The 16,817-nt window shown below is 40.9% G+C and carries 14 protein-coding genes; all 14 read right to left on the reverse strand.

The genetic code is table 11. The features are described 5' to 3' along the window. Positions 1-62: 62 nt before the first annotated feature. On the reverse strand, positions 63-1,793 hold the full coding sequence (locus DXA60_RS05445) for a peptide ABC transporter substrate-binding protein (RefSeq protein ID WP_117920204.1): 1,731 nt from the start codon (positions 1,791-1,793) through the stop codon (positions 63-65). 398 nt (positions 1,794-2,191) lie between these two features. Next, positions 2,192-2,944, reverse strand: a complete 753-nt coding sequence (locus DXA60_RS05455; RefSeq protein ID WP_117920208.1) for a tRNA threonylcarbamoyladenosine dehydratase — start codon at positions 2,942-2,944, stop codon at positions 2,192-2,194. Positions 2,945-2,981: 37 nt separating this feature from the next. After that, on the reverse strand, positions 2,982-3,791 hold the full coding sequence (larE, locus tag DXA60_RS05460) for an ATP-dependent sacrificial sulfur transferase LarE (RefSeq protein WP_117920306.1): 810 nt from the start codon (positions 3,789-3,791) through the stop codon (positions 2,982-2,984). Between the two features lie 160 nt (positions 3,792-3,951). Beyond that, entirely contained in the window at positions 3,952-4,854 is a 903-nt protein-coding gene (locus DXA60_RS05465; RefSeq protein ID WP_117920211.1) for a PdaC/SigV domain-containing protein, read from the reverse strand. A 42-nt stretch (positions 4,855-4,896) separates the two neighbouring features. Further along, positions 4,897-5,550: an HAD family hydrolase gene (locus DXA60_RS05470; RefSeq protein ID WP_117920213.1), complete on the reverse strand. Its 654-nt coding sequence runs from the start codon at positions 5,548-5,550 to the stop codon at positions 4,897-4,899. A gap of 139 nt (positions 5,551-5,689) precedes the next feature. Beyond that, positions 5,690-6,718, reverse strand: a complete 1,029-nt coding sequence (locus tag DXA60_RS05475) for an aldo/keto reductase (RefSeq protein WP_117920215.1) — start codon at positions 6,716-6,718, stop codon at positions 5,690-5,692. A 68-nt stretch (positions 6,719-6,786) separates the two neighbouring features. Beyond that, positions 6,787-8,727 (reverse strand): LTA synthase family protein, encoded by a 1,941-nt coding sequence (locus tag DXA60_RS05480; RefSeq protein ID WP_117920217.1) that lies wholly within the window; start codon positions 8,725-8,727, stop codon positions 6,787-6,789. A 219-nt stretch (positions 8,728-8,946) separates the two neighbouring features. Next, positions 8,947-9,711 (reverse strand): response regulator, encoded by a 765-nt coding sequence (locus tag DXA60_RS05485; RefSeq protein WP_243006768.1) that lies wholly within the window; start codon positions 9,709-9,711, stop codon positions 8,947-8,949. A 12-nt stretch (positions 9,712-9,723) separates the two neighbouring features. Then, positions 9,724-12,582, reverse strand: coding sequence for a response regulator (locus DXA60_RS05490; protein WP_117920219.1), 2,859 nt, complete (start codon positions 12,580-12,582; stop codon positions 9,724-9,726). A 217-nt stretch (positions 12,583-12,799) separates the two neighbouring features. Then, the gene (locus DXA60_RS05495; protein ID WP_117920220.1) at positions 12,800-13,033 is read right to left on the reverse strand and encodes a purine biosynthesis protein PurH; all 234 of its coding nucleotides are present in this window, start codon (positions 13,031-13,033) and stop codon (positions 12,800-12,802) included. Continuing rightward, the gene (locus tag DXA60_RS19530; RefSeq protein ID WP_330418381.1) at positions 12,993-13,283 is read right to left on the reverse strand and encodes an ATP-binding cassette domain-containing protein; all 291 of its coding nucleotides are present in this window, start codon (positions 13,281-13,283) and stop codon (positions 12,993-12,995) included. The genes DXA60_RS05495 and DXA60_RS19530 overlap by 41 nt, the downstream gene beginning before the upstream one ends. A 106-nt stretch (positions 13,284-13,389) precedes the next feature. Then, a complete protein-coding gene (locus DXA60_RS05505) occupies positions 13,390-14,583 on the reverse strand; it encodes an HNH endonuclease domain-containing protein (protein ID WP_243006769.1) in 1,194 nt (397 codons plus the stop codon). 768 nt (positions 14,584-15,351) lie between these two features. Continuing rightward, positions 15,352-16,167, reverse strand: a complete 816-nt coding sequence (locus DXA60_RS05515; protein WP_117920222.1) for an alpha/beta fold hydrolase — start codon at positions 16,165-16,167, stop codon at positions 15,352-15,354. Continuing rightward, positions 16,148-16,780, reverse strand: coding sequence for a TetR/AcrR family transcriptional regulator (locus DXA60_RS19115; RefSeq protein ID WP_243006770.1), 633 nt, complete (start codon positions 16,778-16,780; stop codon positions 16,148-16,150). The genes DXA60_RS05515 and DXA60_RS19115 overlap by 20 nt, the downstream gene beginning before the upstream one ends. Positions 16,781-16,817: the final 37 nt, after the last annotated feature.

Raw genomic sequence — 16,817 nt, forward strand, 5'->3', positions numbered from 1 at the left:
CACTTTAGTGCGGCTATATTCATTTTCCTGCAAAACAGAATATTTACTGTTTCAACACTTTTTTATTCGGTCTTTACAGCATCTTTGTATACACGGTTGATAGCTACCGGATGATACTCAACGCCTGTTACTTTAGAAGAAAGCATCTCTGCGTTGCACTGTGTGTAAAGCGGATAAATAACTGCCTCATCCATAACGATCTTCTCAGCATCGTAAAGTCTTGCCCAGCGTCCCTCTGCATCTGTGCAAAGATCACCGGTTGTACACTCATCAATGATTGCATCGTAATCTGCGTTGCTCCACAGACCGTAGTTGTTAGAGTTATCTGTTACCCACATTCCAAGATATGTCATTGGATCTGCGTAGTCCGGTCCCCAACGTGTTAAACCTAACTGGAAGTTACCGTTCTGCATGTCTTCCACACGCTGTTTCTTCGGCTCAACAACCAGGTTTACGGTCAGTCCCGGAAGAGCTGTCTCCCACTGCTCTTTTAATACCTGCGCTACTTTCTGAGGTGCGTCATCTGCATCTACTACCATGTCTAAAGTGATCTCAGATTCACCAAGTTCCTCTAAACCTTTTGCCCAGTAATCTGCTGCTTTTGCAGTATCATAAGCACATACATCAGAGAATTTTGTCTGATCTTCGGAGAAGTCAGATCCGTCCGGACCTGCTGCGAACTGCATTGGAACTGCTGTGTATGTAGAAGCAGAACCATCTTTTAATACATCTGCTGTGATGGAATCACGGTCGATTGCCATTGTCATTGCAAGACGTATATTTAAGTTTGCGAGTTCAGGAACAGAATTCATATTCGGGCTGACATACCATAAGTAGCCTGCACCAACAGTTGTGAATTCAGGATCGTCTTTTACCTGGTCAACCTGCTCACCGTTTACTAATGTTGTATCAAGTGCACCTGTCTGGTAGCTCATTAATGCCTGCTGTGAATCCTGGATTACCTGATAACTTAATCCGGAAAGTTTTACTCTGTCGGTATCATAGTAGTCTGCATTTTTTGTTAAATGGAATGCAGTTGCTGCCGGCTGATAAGAATCCAACACAAATGCACCGTTTGATAATACTGTCTCAGGACTTGTTGCAAATGTATCTCCACAGGAAGTAAAGAACTCCTCATTTACCGGATAGAAAGTCGGGAAATACATCAGAGAAGTGAAATAGCTGACTGGTACATTCAGTTCGACCTGAAGTGTATTGTCGTCTACTGCTGTCACACCAAGTTCACTCTTGTCTTTCTCACCTGCGATGATCTCTGCTGCATTTTTAATCTGACCGATATCGCTTAACATATATGCATACTCAGATGCGACATCCGGATCAACAGCTCTCTGCCATCCGAATACGAAATCTGCTGCGGTAACCGGTGTGCCGTTGCTCCATTTTGCATCGGTACGAAGATGGAATGTATAAGTTAAACCATCGTCTGATAAATCATAGCTTTCTGCGATTGCCGGAACTGCCTGTCCGTCTGCATCCATCTGCATCAGACCGTCGGTGTAATCAGCGATTACCTCAAAGGATGTTCCGTCGGTAGCCTGCTGCGGATCGAGTGACTCGACCGGAGTTTCAAGCATAACATTCATGTCTGATGCGCTTGCTGCGGCATCTGTTCCTGCAGCATCTGTTCCTGCAGCATCACCTGCTGCACTGCCTGTCTCTGTGCCTGTGGTTGTTCCCTGTGTTGCAGAAGAACTGTTCCCGCCACAGCCTGCAAGACCAAGCATCATTGTTCCGGCCATCAAAATAGCCAAAACTGCTTTGGTTTTTTTCATAATAGTAATCCTCCTTGTTTTGCGGAGCAAAATGCGACTGCCTTTGCAGGAGCAGAGGATTTTCCTCCTTGTTTTTGCGAAGCAAAAATCCGAGTCCTCTGACGAGGAGAGGATTTTCCTCCTTAATAAAAATGCGCAAAGATGGCTCTTTTTCTCTGCGCCCCTTTACGCTGATAACACTTTATCACATTGCATTGTAAAATGCAAGTATTATGTTATACATTTTGTACTTTTGTACTAATTTTTTTTATTATATTCTGTTTTGTCTATTTTTTTCTAAAAACAGGCAAATTCACACACAAAAAAATAGGTGAAATACCTTTTCATGTATTTCACCCATAATTTTTTTCATCTTCCTCATGTTCCCTGCATCAATATTTTAAATATTTTTGTAAGAATTATTTTGTAAGGTCTTTTATAACTTCCCCTGCAAGGATCAGACCTGCCACAGACGGTACAAATGCGATACTTCCCGGAATATCACGGCGTTCTGTACATTTATGGACTGTTCCAGGCGGGCAGACACAATGTGAACGGCAGCTGATACTCATATCTTCGATCGGTCTTGTCGGCTGTTCCTTAGAATATACAACTTTTAATTTTTTGACGCCACGTTTTTTTAACTCACGGCGCATGACGCGGGCAAGCGGACAGACTGTCGTCTTATAAATATCTGCTACTTCAAATTTGGTCGGATCTAATTTATTGCCGGCTCCCATACAGCTGATCACCGGTACGTTACACTCTTTTGCCCGCATGATGATCTCTAATTTGGCTGTAACTGTATCTACTGCATCCACGACATAATCATATTCGGAAAAATCAAACTCATGTGCATTTTCCGGCAGATAAAAACATTTTCTTGCTTCCACCTTCGCATCCGGATTGATCTCTAAGATGCGCTCTGTCATCACATCAACTTTATATTTTCCAACTGTCTTTCTGGTTGCAATGATCTGACGGTTAATATTGGTCAGGCAGACCTTGTCGTCATCCACGATCACAAAAGATCCGACTCCGCTTCTTGCAAGTGCCTCCACAACATAGCCGCCAACTCCGCCGATCCCAAAGACCGCAACTTTCGCATTGGCAAGCCGTTCCATATTATCCGCCCCAAGTAATAACTGGGTTCTCGAAAATTGATTTAACATATCCTGTATATCTCCTGTTATCTCTATTGCTATTTCACTATAGTGTCTCATTCATACTTCCCATACGGTATCCACCAAGATCAAGTGTCACATAGGAAAATCCCAGTTGTTTCAGGTAAGAATAAATCTTTTCCCGGTTTTCCCCGGAAACCAGTCTCTCAATCTCATCCGGCAGCACTTCAATACGCGCAATATCCCCATGGATTCTTACGCGCACCTGATGAAATCCCAGATCAAGCAATAACTGTTCTGCCTTATCTACCATACCAAGTTTTTCTTCAGAGATCGTCTCTCCATAAACAAACCGGGAGGAAAGGCACGCAAATGACTGCTTGTCCCATGTCGGCAATCCCATTTCTTTGGAAAGTGTGCGGATCTCTTTTTTATTCAGTAAGGCCTCTCTGAGCGGACTTTTGATTCCAAGTTCTGCTACGGCTACAAGTCCCGGACGATAATCGCCGTTATCATCCATATTCGAACCCTCTGCTACGGCATTGATCTGATATTCATTTGCGATTTCAAGTATTTTTTCAAACAGCTCATGCTTGCAAAGGTAACAGCGGTTCTTCGGATTCTGCCGGAATCCCTCGATATCAAGTTCTTCTGACTTGCACACGATATGTCTGATTCCCTGTTCCTTGCAAAACTGCTTTGCCTCCTCTAACTCCCTTTTCGGAAAAGAACAGGAGGATGCGGTAACTGCGATCACATGATCTGCACCAAGTGTTTCTTTAGCAGCGGCAAGCAGAAATGTAGAATCCACTCCGCTGGAAAATGCAACGGCAACACTGCCCAATGATTTTAAATATTCCTGTAAATTTTTATATTTTTCCTGTACTGACTGCATAACAATCCTTCTTCTTACTGCCTTTTTATAAAAACTATATTTTTCCATTAATTCCTAGTTTTCTCATAGGTTCTATGTATTTTAACATGATATGATGTGAGTGTCAAAAGATATGACAAAGCGGACGTCAAATGCTTCTGCATCCAGCGCCCGCTTCCGTCTAATCCAGTCTTACCACTGCATAATCACCCATAGCATGATTGACATAAAAGATCACATATACTTTCCCATCATGCATGTAAGATTCTCCTGTTGTCTCATCTGTTCCATAATCCTCCGGATCGCCATCAAAATGAGCAAGGCTTGCTGCAAGTGATTCCTCTGTCGGTTCCATCCAGATAAAATTAAATTCCAAAATATCCTTCATCGTGATTTCTGCAGAAGGATTTCCATCTGCATCCAGTACCGTATACCCCTGCGCGCTGCCTCCATCCTCTTTCCCGGCAAATAAAATTTTTGCTGTCTGATCCGGATCGGCAAAATCAGAAAATGTCATTTTTTCGCCGGTCTTCATGTTAATGTTAACGGATGTAAGTGCTGCGGACGGATGTGCCGCTCCCTCATAATTATAATAACCCTGACAGGTCAATGACAATATATCCTGCGTCTGTTCCTGTACGGTGTAGGTAAGCATTACAGAATCGTTTGCGCCAAGGCTCATCTCCTCTGTATCTCCTGTCATTTCCCCGGCAGCCTCTTTCGCAGTAGTTTCAAAGTAGTTATTCCATTCTTCCTGCTTGTCGGTATTACTCCATCCTGTGATCTTCGGGTAAGAAATATCAACCAGCTCTGTTTTTTTATAACTTACCATCTCTACCTGATAATCACTCTGTGCTTCCTGTTCTGCTTCTGTCCCATCGGCAATGTCTGTTGTTTCTGCCCGCTGTGTATCTCCAGAAGATTCTGTGTCATCTGCCTGTGCCTCATTCTGTACCGTGCTTTCACTCGTTTCCTGACGGTCTGCGCTATTGTCCGCACCGATACTCTTATTTTCACCACAGCCTGCTGCAAACATCAATGACAGTGACAATGCTACAATCAATATAAAGTTTCTTTTTTTCATGCAAAATTCCTTTCCTCTGCAGACAGACTAATCTGCCATCCTCTACTGCTCTAAAAATTTTACAATATCCTCTGGTTTCTCTGCAAAATGTGTTGCTCCATGTTCGATCAGAAACTCCTTATCACGGAATCCCCAGAGTACCGAGATACATGGCAGTCCGGAATTTTTTGCTGTCATGACATCCACATCTGAATCCCCGATATAGACGGCTGTATCAGCAGATTTACCCAGTTCTTCCAGTGCAGTTTTTACCATATCCGGTGCCGGTTTTCTCGCCACACCTTCGCGTTCTCCGATCGCAGCCTGCACGATACCTTCAAAATAAATTTCATTCAATTCTTTGACGGCAAAATCAATCTTATTAGAAACGATCGCAAGGGCATAACCTTTTTCTTTTAATTCACGAAGCAGCGGAACCACACCATCATAGGCTCTGGTTTTGTCATTGCAGTGCTCTCCATAATATTTTTTAAATATGGAAAATGTTTCTTCAAATTTTGGATTATCAAATCCTCCCGGAACAGAAAGTTCCATCAGACGACGCACACCGTTTCCAACGAATGAACGCACTTCACCGATCGTGCGCTCCGGCATCTGCATCGTACGCAGTGCATGATTGGTGGCATCCGCCAAATCCTCTAACGTATTCAATAAAGTTCCATCCAGGTCAAAAACGACTGTTTCATACTTTTTCATAATGAACCTCATTTCCAGACAGCTTATATTTCACACTGCCATTATCTTCCTGATATTGACTCTTACGGTTTCCGCAGGCACCTGTTTGTAATCTTCTAATTAGCACTCACGTTCCCCGCAGGCATCTGTTTGTGATCTTCTAATTAACACTCACGTTTCCGGCAAGCACCTGTTTGTAATCTTCATAATTTTTTGCCAGAAGCGCAGGTGTGTCAAGCCCATACGGACATTTGCTCTTACACTTATTGCAATGTAAGCAGTTTTCAATTTTCTTCATCTTAGCCTGAACCTCAGGTGTGAGCTGCAGCGCTGACGGGGAACGACGGAGCAGTAATGACATGCGGGCACAGTTGTTGATCTCGATACCCGCCGGACACGGCATACAATAACCACATCCGCGGCAGAAATCTCCCGCAAGTTCTTTTCTGTCATGCTCGATCAGCGCACGGATCTCATCGGTCATAGCTGGCGGATTGTCAATATAAGAAATAAATTCGTCCAACTCTTTTTCTCTCTGCACGCCCCAGATCGGCAGTACATTTTCATACTGCGCTTCAAATGCATAGGCTGCTGCCGAATTTGTGATCAGTCCACCGGAAAGTGCCTTCATCGCAATAAAGCCCATATTTGCCTTTTTGCATTTTTCCACCAGAGCAATATCTTTATCTGTTGCCAGATAGCAGAACGGGAACTGTAATGTCTCGTACAATCCGGATTCGATCGCTTCCTCGGCAACTGCAAGTCTGTGGTTTGTAATACCGATATGACGGATCTTTCCCTGTGCTTTTGCTTCGAGCATTGCTTCATAAAGTCCTGTTCCATCCCCCGGTTTCGGGCAGAAAGACGGATTGTGGAACTGATAAATATCAATGTAATCCGTTCTTAAATTATGCAAAGAAATGCCCAGCTGCTCCCAGAATTCGTCTGCATTATTTGCCGCTGTTTTCGTTGCAATATAAACTTTCTCACGCATTCCATCAAATGCTTCACCTAACTTTTCCTCGCTGTCCGTGTAGAAACGCGCTGTGTCAAAAAATGTAATGCCCGCTTCATACGCTTTTCTCGCCAGTTTTACCGCATCCTCCGTACTGACTCTCTGGATCGGCAACGCACCGAATCCATTTTTATTTACTTTGATCCCTGTACTTCCTAGTACTACCGCTTCCATAACTCTTATTGTTTTCCTCCTTAAATCGTATTTTAACCACTATTTGCTCCCAGCCTCATCTATGCATTCTATTGTTTTAGATATGGGAAAAATAACTCACTCTTATTTCGCTTATCAAACATATTGTTATACTGCAGTATCTCATAGTTTTTCAGCCATCTGGCATCCTCACCGGCCGCATCCTCCACATGCAAAAATCTTCCCTGTGATTTTGAATAAAAACCTCTGGAATTGACTGCAGGAATTTCTTCCATCATGTCAGCTAAAAACTGGTTATATGCCGGAAGCGTGATGCCCGCACGCTCTAATGCCAATGTAGACAGATAATTAAGACTTGTCAACTCAACATTTTCTTTTTCGCTGTCATAATTTGTCCAGATGAAAAATGGTACTGTATAGAGATTTTCAAGTTCCGACAGCGTCAGTCCCCCCAGACCTTTTCCATTCAGATACGGATAAAAGCTGGATGATAAACTTGGCTGATGATCTCCGAAAAAGACGATCTCCACCGGATCATCCACTTTTTCAAAATAGGAGATCAGATACTCTAATGCAGAATCACTCTCATGAATCAATGACAGATACTGGTTCACATCCGGATAATTGATACCGAGCATCCGTGCCTTTTCATCAAAATTATCATATTTTTCCGTATAACCACCATGATTCTGCATGGAAATACTCATGATAAATAAATCTTCATTGGACTTTTTGCTCTCATAACGGTCAACGATCTTTTCATACAGTTCCTGATCTGTAATATAATCACGTAAGATCTTGGTCTGGTCAAAATCATCTATAAAGTGTGACTCATCAAATCCCATATTCGGATATACAATATTCCTGCTCCATCCGGTCTCATAATAAGGATGCATTGCCACACAGGTATATCCGATATTTTTCAGATCTGACACCAGCGACGTCGGCGTATCGGTAATGTACTGCTGATAGACAACCGAACCGCTCGGAAGAAATGCCATGGAGTTGCCGGTTAAAAATTCCCACTCCGAGTTCGGTGTCTTAGCACCAAATACTGAAGAAAGCGCGTGTCCCTTGATCGTATTATCTTCCAGAGAATCATAAAACGGCGTCAGATCGATATTCGTTGAGAAATTACCCACCACGCTTAAATCCGCATAAGACTCACTCATAACAACAATGATCGTCGGCTTCTTGTCTTTCCCCCCATTATCGGTATCCGTCTCTTTTGCATACTGTTTTTCCAGTTTCTGCACTGCCTCTTTCGAATATCCCTCCGGCTCCGCAATAAAGCAGTCACGGATACTTAACACAAAGTTTAAGATGTAACCGTTTCTATAACTTCCCTTTTGTTCCCATGTTTCTGTCACTACAGTCTGCGTATGTTTTCCTATATATACACAGCAAAGCACGGCAAGTGAAATACAGACGATCGACATTGGAATCCTTTTTTTGAAGGAAACATGCAATTTCCGGATCAGTGCAACATACAACGTGGAAAGAAGTATCACATACCCTGCCCTTGCATCCATGACAAATTCATAATTGCCTGCCACGGATAGTCCTGTCTGAATGGACTTTAAATCACTGAAAATAAATTCATTTCCCCGAAACAAATATACAAAATAGTTGATCCCTGCAAAGGATAAAAGCACAATGTGCGAGATCAGGCAGGTTAAGCCTGTATTATTCGTAAATACCTGGACGACCAGAAAAACTACCAGGCAGCATAATACGTTTAACAGCATTTTGTTATCTGAAATCTTAGCTCTCAGTTCTGCATCCAAAAGCAGGTACTGGATATGATAAGCCGTAAAAATACCGCCGCTTCCCAGCATAAGCGCACTCCACAGCCATGACAGTTTTTCATTTAATTCAATCTTTAAGCTCTTGATTCCAAAATAAAGTACTCCAAAACCAAGCAGCACCCATATCGGAAATCGAATGACTGCAAACAGCACTGCTGCAAACACCATTGCAACTGCAAGCCGGATCAGATTCTCTTTTTCAAAATATAACTTTATCTTCATGGTTTCCTCATAATTCAATCTCTCATAGTCTCTTTTTCAACAAAGTTATTCTATCATTACATACAGATTTGTCAATTTTGTGAAGATTAAACTTTTCTTAGTTTTTTTGATTTTTATTCTTCTGATATTACAGGTCCCGGTAAATGGTGGGTTTTCAATATCAATAAAATACCCCCTGAGCAGATTTATATCATGCCTGCAAAGGAGGTATTTTCCATATTATTTTGTCCGCTTTTTAAAGAAATCATCAATTGATGCATGCAGTTTCTGTGCATCCATGCTCTTTAACAGATAACCGTCCGGCTTTAATGACATCACGTTCATGACTGTCTGTGCATCATTTTTTCCCGTCAGGAAAATGATCGGAATATTCTGAAATTCTGCATCTTCGCGTATCATCTGCATAAACTGCCTGCCGTCGACGATCGGCATTTCATAGTCTAATAAGATCAGATCCGGTATATTTAAGGCAAGGTATTTGATCGCCATTTCGCTGGAATTGACCGGGATCACCTGATATTTATCTTCTAACAGTGTCTTAATATTTCGAAGTATTACCCCCGAATCATCAACTGCTAAAATCGTTCTTTTTTTCATCCTGTAATATTCATCGACCTGCCGTTTGATGTTTTCCACCATCTCCACAACATTGATCGGTCTTATAAAGATATCAGTAAACATCTGTTTTGGAAGTGTTTCCCAGAATTTCTCAAGCTCTTCCACATTTCCCATAACAAATACAGGCGTTTTATGCTTGATCGCATGATCGACGATTACCTTGACACCTACCGCCTTTTTCAAAAGTTCTGCACTTGTACAGATCAGATAGCCCTGTGGCTGTTCTTTTGTGGTAAGCGTTGTTGCCATTGCGATATTTACTACCTTTGCTTTAACCTTTTCTTTTTCAAATGTACTCTCAAATGACTTCATCAGATAACTCTGTTCTTCCATCAAAATAAGAAATTCTCTTTTGTCCTCAAGCATAACATACCTCCTTTAGTCCCGCAATAACTCCGTCATGGTATCTGTCAATTCCATAATCTCTTCCATCGATACATCTGCCACATATACACGCAGCTGATCCATGGATTCTCTTAAACATTCCGGGATCTGATATTCTTCAAGCTGCTGCATGATCAGATCCACTCCGTCAAGATCAAATTGTTCTATGCATTGATGAATCTGCTGTAACGCATCGATCCACTCGCCATCCGAAACTTCTTTTTTGGCAGCTTCCTCCTTATCTGCATAGGGACGGAGTATCGTTTTAAAACCACGGTACATCGTAAGCAGATCCGGTGTTTTTTCCTCAAGCACTGATGTGTCTGCCTGCTTACCACAACTTTCAAGTTCCTTTGCCGCCTCTGATAACGGTACTGCACCGATCAGAAGTGCGGAACTCTTTAACGCATGTACTTCAATGACATAATCATTGATCAGACCTTCTTTCAGGCACTGTTCGATCTTATTTGCCTTGCTGTCGATTGTACGGTAAAAAATCTGGATCGTTTTCATAAGGGCTGCTTTTGAACCACAACGTTTTACCCCCTCTTCAAACGAAAATCCGTCTGTTACTTCCTGTGATCTTTCTGTCTCTGCCGCAGCATCCATATCATCCTCTGTAATAAGTTCTTTTGCCTCTTCCTTAGAAATCTCGTGTATAAGCTCTTTCGGAAGCCATAACTTTAACTGATTACAGATCCGTGTAAACTCAATCGGTTTTGCAACAAAACCATTCATCCCCACATTCAAAAATTCTTTTCTCGCATCTACCATTGCATTTGCAGTGAGTGCAATGATCGGCACTTCTTTTCGTTTTTCATCCGGCAATGCACGAATCTCTTTTGTAGCTTCTATTCCATCCATAACCGGCATCATATGATCCATCAATACCAGATCATATTGTTCCTGCCGAACCATCTTAACTGCCTGCATACCATTTTCCGCGGTATCTATCTGCATCTGAAGCGGCTTTAAAAGCTCCTGCGCAACCACAAGATTCAGATCATTATCATCTACAAGCAAAATATGAGCTTCCGGCGCAATAAACAGATTCTCTGCTTCTTTTTCGATCACACTCTCCTTCTGCTGCTCGTAATTAACAGCAGACATTGGTGTCGCATCAACAATGGTCTGTTCTATCGTAAAGTAAAACTTACTTCCCTTGCCATATTCGCTTTCTACTTCAATGACTCCTCCCATCATATTGACTAAATTCTGGGAAATTGTCAACCCCAGTCCGGTTCCTTCCACATAACGGTTTCTGTCCATCTCCACGCGCTGAAACGCATCGAACAGAATTTTCTGATCTTCCTTGCGGATTCCGATCCCGGTATCTGCCACCTCATAATAAAGCATTACTTTATCCGTATTTTTCTGTCTGACATGCACGGAAAAGCGGACGCTGCCTTTCTCTGTATATTTAATGGCGTTATTCACCAGGTTTATGATGACCTGACGGATACGCCCCATATCCCCTTTCAGCTTACATGGAATATCCTGATCAATATCATAGATCAGTTCCAGACCGGAATGTCCGATCCTGTTTTCCATACTGATCCTCAGATCATGAAACATTGAACATGTATCATACGGTTCATCAAACAGCTGCATTTTACCGGCTTCCATCTTTGAACAATCCAGCACATCATTGATGATTGTAAGAAGCACACGCCCGGAACTCTGGATATTCAGCAAATATTCCTGCTCCTTCGGTGAATGCCGGGAACGCAGTAAGATCTCTGTAATTCCCACAATAGAGTTCATCGGCGTACGTATCTCATGTGACATATTCGAAACGAAGTTGGTTTTGGCACGGTTGGCATCTTCCGTCTGTAATACAAGACGCTTCATCAGATGGTTCTGCTCTATGATCTTTGTCACGTCGACAATTGTCATCATATATCCCTGTATCAGTTCATTGTCCTTTAACACCGTTTCTTCCACCTGATAATGCCGGTCTTTCCAGTCAAAAAAATCCTGACTGCCCTGAATAAATGTATATATCTTATCATCCGTGCAATATCCCTGTTCCTTATTTATAGAAGTAATAATTTTATCCGCCATCGAATTTAAAAAAAGGAAACGGTGATCCGCATCTGTTACAATGACAGCTTCTTTCAGATTATCAATAATATAATTTTTTGCATTTTTTACAGGATCAAACAAGCCGTATTTTACAACGGCAATGCTCATAAAGATACAGGACAACAGAATTCCAAGAGGTGTTGGATCATCTCCTTTTAGAATTTTTAAAATGCGCAGAGACAACAGGAGCATTGGTGAAAGCATCGCTGCGATCATAAGGAAATGGATTTTCCCTTTATTGGGCATACTTCTCTGAGAGCAGTAGGAAGAGATGATGATGCCGATCGTGGTCATGATTTCTGCCAGTAAGAAAGCCATATAGACATAGTACATTGGTGCTGGAGAGATTTCCAGCGTATATCCGTTCAGGTTTGCCTTCGAAGGAGCCAGCCAGTAATCTTTATAGTATAGATGATGATAATCAACGGTTGCGATCATAACATAAAATCCCATGTTTACCACAAGAAGCAGATGAATCGCCCATTGTGGGATTTTTATATTTTTCCAGCGTATCATAAACATGAGAGCGCAGAAATTACCAAAACATTTTCCCAGGTATTCCATTTTCCCGATCACAACCATAGTTTCTTTCTGACCGCCCACAATGTAAATACTTTTTGCCACAAGTGTCACCAGACAGCAGGCAATCGTTAAGATAAGCTCCCCTCTATAGTTTGTATCTTCCTTCCGGAAAACAATCACCAGTAAATCAAAAGCCACAAGAACACCAAATATATGAAGTAACAGCCACAAAACCGCAAATGTCATCACTTACGCTCCCCCTTCTGTTCCTGCACATAACTAGTACATTTTTACCATTATATCATGTCCTGGTGGGTTTGATAACTGGTTTTTCGTAAATTTTAGTTGACTTTAATTTTCAACATCTGCTGCCAAAGCTGCCCGCACTCTCTTTTTTCAAATCCGGCTGCTTTTCAAACGTACATGATGGATTCCTTTTACGAAACTCATTTGATTTTCCTCCTTATCTTCCCTGAGACCCGCAGCCTTCTCTTCCAGGCATATCCTCACTTTTCACATAGCGGGCATTGAACTCCATATTGATCTCGCGCAGTTCTTTTTTCCCATCAATATAATCCTGATACATTTCCACAAGTCCTGACATGCAGCCATCGCAGGCTGCATCTATGTTTCCTAATGATTCTGCCACGATCTTTTCACGTTCTTCTTTTGTTGTCTCGGAAATTAAATATCCCATTGTCATTCTCTCCTTTTTCAAGTACCATGATCGCATTGGAATTTCTTACGGTGGAAAGCCTGTGTGCGATCGTTGTCTTTCCGGCTCCGGTCGATCCGACAAAAGCGATCTTCTGTCCCGGTTTTGCAAACAATGATATTCCGTTCAGCACCGTTTTCTCCGGTACATAGCCGAACACGACATCATGGAAACGCACATCTCCCTTTAACAGTGTCAGTTCTCCTGATGACAGTTTCCACGCATAAGGCAAAAATAAACCTCTTAACTCTTTCGGCTTTACGATTTTGTATACCTGAACGGAACTTAATTCGTAAATAAATGCAAAATATCTATAAAGGTAGCCAATCCAATATATTTCATGCAAGATTCCAAATTTGGTAACCTTGCCTTCTTGCCGAATCGTATACAGGATGCATATTTTTATCCAATATCTTACAGAACTCCTCTCTTGAATTTCCTTTTCGATAAAGTTCCTGATTTGCCCAAATGGAATGTAAATTGTCTCTGTAACAGGCTTCATATAACTTGTGAATTCCAGGCTTTTCATGCATCTTTTCATATAAAATAAACTGATTATCTGCAAACTTAGAAAAAAACAAATCCCATTTTGGGAGCTTGTTATTTTTCCTGGAATTCCAAATGGAATCCATCGGCATGAGATTCCAGAGTTCATCATTCATCACAAATGAGTGTGGAATAAAATGATCCAGATCATATTCTTGTGTATTGATTGGTTCACCCTTAAATACATCTATAATTGGCGTAATTTCCATCACCGCGTCCCAAAGCTTTCTTGCATTTTCCAACTTGCGTATTTTTTCATCTGCGGAGGTAAGTTTATATACCAATCCCGGAACTTCCGGATTATTATTCTGCAGCCACCTAACCTTTTCCAACTGAATCCAACCGAGAATGTTTACGGTATTGTCCCGAATCATTTGAAACCAGTCATCTTGAAAGGTAATCACTCTTTTCAGACTTTTACCATCATTAAATGTATATGGCAATAAGATTTCGGTCTGGCTTAGTTTGTTATAATATTCCATCATTCTTCCGGCACTGCTTTCCAGATTAATCTTCTCGACTCCACGATTTGCAAATCCAGATAAAGCCTTGTAAGGAACATTTTTCGTGAGGTCTTTTTTGTAAGTGCCAAGTTCTTTATCCTCCGAAAACTCCAGCAATTTATTTATGATTTCTACGTCACTTGCATTGTTTGCAAGTCCGCTTAATTTCTGTAATCTTAATACGGCTTTTTCAAGATTATCCTTAATAATTCCTTCCCCATAGATTCCACTTAAGTGGATGTGATACTCAAGAACCGGATACCAGGCATTTGATATCATTTTGTTGATGATTTCATCGTAGGCAGCTTCTTTTTTATTAGCAGATATCAGCTGCACAATTGCTTCGAGCCAATAAAACTTATAGCTGCACGTTGGAGAATTCATCATTTTAGAAAATCCATCTATGTCAAGCTTGTTGTAGTATTTCTTGTCGATGGGTAAATCAGCCAATATCTCACCTTCTCCCTTGATTATCTGTTTCAATTCGTCTTTTAAAATTGTAACTTTTTTTATTACAATTTTAAAATATCATGATGTTGGGGGCAAAACCATAAATAACTTTTCCCCTATTTCTATAGCACCTTGAAAAATTCATAATTTGTAGTATGTCGCCGGATTTTAGAAGATATATGCCGGGGCTTTCCTGCCTTGTTTTATGCAAGTACCGGATTTTGAGCGTAATGTCCTAAGCCCTTCACATAATTGAAGAGTTTCCGGAAATTCAATGCGGCTATTTTGGAACCGAAAGAGAACTTGCCACGCTGTTTTCCACGGGGCATCTTTTCCAAATGGTAATTCTTTCGAATATTTGACGGAACAGTTTCCACTCCATTACGGAGAATGCAGGTGTATATCAGTTCCATCCGGCTTAGTTTGCGGATGTTGGATTCAATCATCATCGGAATAATCAAAAAGCTCTTTGATGATGAGCGCGCCAACGATCACATTTACCGGAGTATTCGGTCTGGATGCCTTATCATTGTATAATACAGAAAAGCGCTTTTCATCAATAGCAGGAAATATTTTATCGGCAAAGATTTTTGCCCAGGATTTTTCCTCAGGATTTTTCCTGTGCTTTCTGTTCTCTGGCAGTTAATCCGGAAAAACTATCTGTAAATGACATTTGCTGGTAAGCGTTTTCCTTAAATGACATAGAGAATACCTTCTTTCTTAAGATATCTCTATTATACAGCAAGTAAACTATTTATGCCTATATTTACTACAAAATAGTGCAATCTGTGAATTTCCTTCCTAATCTACCTCGCTGATAAATTTTTCTATAAGCCTGTTTACTTCATCCGGCTGGTCGGTATTGGAATTATGACCGGCATTTTTTATCCATTTAAGCGGTAACCCTTCTCTCTGATGCCATTTCTTATTATAGCTTTTTGCTGAGCCCGCTTTATCCTTTTCTCCACAGATAAGTAACGCCGGACAACTGATATGATATGGCAGATCTGCTTTGATTGCTTCAGCAAGCATTCTGTACCCGAAGCCGGCAAGCCTTGCGTATTCTTTAGGGTCTGCATCATAGGACATCATCATTTTCCGCATAAGATTCTGACCATAATCCGTCTCAGCGCACCCTCTTGACCCTGCCCTAAGAAGCGCTTTCCATGGATATATTTTATATAATGGCTCTGCTCTTTCAAGAAGCCATATCTCCATTGCAGTCATATAAGACTTTTGAAGCGGTGCAGAATCAATAGAAATAAACCCCTTTATCTTATCCGGATATAATTCCATATGCATTTGAGCCAGATATCCACCCATAGACTGACCAATAATGATCGGATGATAAATTTCTTCTTTTGCTAAGATTTCATAAAGCCATTCTGCCATGTCAGCCAGACTGTAATTATTCGTAAATGGTCTGGATAATGCATGTGATGGTGCATCCCATACAAACACATTCTGTTTATTCTCAAAATATTCTATCTGCTTCTCAAAAAGCCTGTGATCTGCTGTAAGTCCCGGTAAAAATACTAACGTAATTTTCTGCTTGTCTATTATATTTACAAAATAACGGATGCAGCCACAGGATGTCTTATAACTGTTTTCTATCATTTTCCGTCCCCTTTCCATAAACCATTTCCCAATGATTTATCATTTCCAGATATTCCTGCTCAAAAACAGTTACATCATAATTTCCTGTTCTGTACCAATGCTTCAGCATCCCTTCTGAAGCATATAGAATTTCTTTATATATACGAACAAATTCTATATCCTTACGGATGAAATCGAGATTCAAAATTGACAAAAGCATTTCCAATGTCGTTTGGGTAACATCCTGTACATACGGTTGGATAGTTGATTGAATATCCGGCTCTGTTTCAAAGTATGAATTTATGGAAAATAAAGACAAAAATGTGTATTTTCTCATCACTGCACACTTAGCCATCAGACCTCGACGCATCATTTCAAAAAAATCATCTGTTTCATATACCTTATATTTACACATGTACTTTTTTGTTAAATCCGCTGCATGATTCCATAAAAAAATATACAGCTCCTGCTTGTTATGAAAATAATGAAACAAAAGTGACTTGGAAATTCCGGCTTCTGCTGCAATTTCTGAGGTTGGTGCCTTTTTATATTGATTCATTGCAAATACTTTATATGCTGCATTCAATATTTGAGATTGTTTTTCTACAGGCAAAGCATAAAATTTATAATTCATAAGCCACCTCCGTTGACCAATTAGGTTAATGCGAGTA

Source organism: Roseburia sp. OF03-24, assembly GCF_003463035.1.
GTDB classification, from domain to species: Bacteria; Bacillota; Clostridia; order Lachnospirales; family Lachnospiraceae; genus Roseburia; species Roseburia rectibacter.